General features: G+C 62.8%; 4 protein-coding genes. 1 reads left to right on the top strand and 3 read right to left on the bottom strand.

The window, feature by feature from the left end; genetic code table 11:
• Positions 1–335: 335 nt before the first annotated feature.
• Together VBE63_RS28975 and VBE63_RS28970 are read right to left on the bottom strand one after the other, a co-directional pair.
• Entirely contained in the window at positions 336–701 is a 366-nt protein-coding gene (locus tag VBE63_RS28975) for a DNA-binding protein (RefSeq protein ID WP_323686440.1), read from the bottom strand.
• A gap of 140 nt (positions 702–841) precedes the next feature.
• Positions 842–1,150: a DUF123 domain-containing protein gene (locus tag VBE63_RS28970; RefSeq protein ID WP_323686441.1), complete on the bottom strand. Its 309-nt coding sequence runs from the start codon at positions 1,148–1,150 to the stop codon at positions 842–844.
• Between VBE63_RS28970 and VBE63_RS28965 the strand changes: the two genes are divergently transcribed.
• Positions 1,097–1,303: a hypothetical protein gene (locus VBE63_RS28965; RefSeq protein WP_323686442.1), complete on the top strand. Its 207-nt coding sequence runs from the start codon at positions 1,097–1,099 to the stop codon at positions 1,301–1,303. The genes VBE63_RS28970 and VBE63_RS28965 overlap by 54 nt on opposite strands.
• A gap of 90 nt (positions 1,304–1,393) precedes the next feature.
• Here the strand turns inward: VBE63_RS28965 and VBE63_RS28960 are convergent.
• The coding region (locus VBE63_RS28960; protein ID WP_323686439.1) for a heme-binding protein at positions 1,394–1,601 on the bottom strand (208 nt) is incomplete at its 5' end.

Genomic DNA, 1,601 nt, shown 5'->3' with positions numbered 1-1,601 from the left:
GAGCGCCTCAAGCCGTGGATGGCTGGGGGATTCGATGATCGAGAACAGCGTCGTCATGGGGGTTGAATGGGTGCTGGTTGGCATCGGAATCGGATTGGTGATCGGCTAAGCGCGTGGGCCTTGTTCCCGCATAGGGATCACCAGACTGCACGCTGTCCTCAGCGTTGATAGCAAACCGGCAGCCTATGGGACGATCAGCGCGCCCAGCTGGACTGGTCGCGAGGAAGCCGCCCATCGGGGTCGTTGACGGTGATCGCGTTGCCATCCTTGAGCCGGTCTGTGAAGACGACGACATGGGTGTGGCCTTCTTGCGCCGAGCGGCAGGTCGACGAGGATCAACCGACAAATCCGGCGCTGATGGACTCCAGATAGCCGATTGCGTCCTCGGTCCGACCATCCTGAACCAGTTGCAACAGGGTCTTGTGACGAAACGCCGGAATGGGCTCGTTCTTGATCAGAAAGATGGCGCGCTGTGGGTCTGGCTGCACCGCCGTTGCCGCCGACACCAGGCGCATGAGCTCACGCAGTGCGGATTGAAGTCTTGGCGATTCAGGGTGGGTGCGCAGGGTGTTGCGGTGGACCCCTGCCAGCGTGGCCAGATCTTGCTGCAGACCGAGCATATCGGCGACGCCGACGGCCGAGAAGCGCGAGGTTCCGGGCTCCCGTGTCGATTCGAGCACATCTGCGAAGATCGCAACCATGGCGTTGGACCTGAAACCCGATGTGAGAGGATGCACAGTCTACGCACAGTCCAGGCATCGCTCAAGCCGCAGCCGTCCAGAGGCCTACCGCAACAGGTCAGTCGCCTGCTCCAGCGATGGCTTCGGGATGACTCCTCGCGTCAGGGGTCATGACAAACGGCTGGTTCGAGCCACTCGCCCGCTCCCAAGGTCTGCTGCAGGCGTCCATCGCTCGGCCTCTTAGGCAGTGCGATCAGATGCGCTGGACAGCGACAGTCGCTCGCGCCGAAGCGCGGCAGCGGCCAGCGCGACCCTGGCAATGCAGACAAGTCCAACGCCCAATGGTGCTCGAGGCGTTCGTGTCCGTGGGTCACCCAAACTCCGATGAAATCGCAATACGGGCGCAGATCGTCCAGATGACAATGCGGCCGGGACGCGATGCGGTCATGCTGACGACAGCGCGCAGCCACGCCACCAAGTCCGAGGGCACTGCCGACGTCGAGGAATCCCTCTTCGATCCCGTTCAGCGTCAGCGGTCCCAGACGGCCGATCTGTATCCTGCCCTGTTGCCGAGGCGTGAGGAGAACGGCATCGGTGCCGGTGCGGCTGTCAGTGGGTTTTGAATGGCTCACGCGGATTCCGTTCGGACTCGGTGGCTGGCCATGAAAGAGCGGCAGCGGTCAGTTGCCCAGCTGCATCGGGTGACGTGCCGCTCAGTTGCCGGATTCGGCGACCTCGACCATCACCTCGTTGCGGCGCAGGAACGGCAGCGAGAACGGGGAGTTGTAGCGGGCATAGATGGGATTACCAAGCGGCGTCAGACCAGCGGCACGGACCGCATCGAGCAGCTGTACTTCATGGCTCTGGTAGTTGGATTCGCCCCAACCACCGGAGTATTTCAGCACCGCCATCAGGCGGCCA

Source organism: Lamprobacter sp., from assembly GCF_034860625.1.
GTDB lineage: Bacteria > Pseudomonadota > Gammaproteobacteria > Chromatiales > Chromatiaceae > Lamprobacter.
The sequence above is the reverse complement of the archived record's forward strand: the minus strand, read 5'-3'. Positions and strand labels throughout refer to the sequence as shown.

Coding starts and splice junctions, on each gene's coding strand:
- VBE63_RS28965 (WP_323686442.1), top strand. CDS start 1,097: ATGACAATGCGGCCGGGACGCGATGCGGTCATGCTGACGACAGCGCGC.
- VBE63_RS28975 (WP_323686440.1), bottom strand. CDS start 701: ATGGTTGCGATCTTCGCAGATGTGCTCGAATCGACACGGGAGCCCGGA.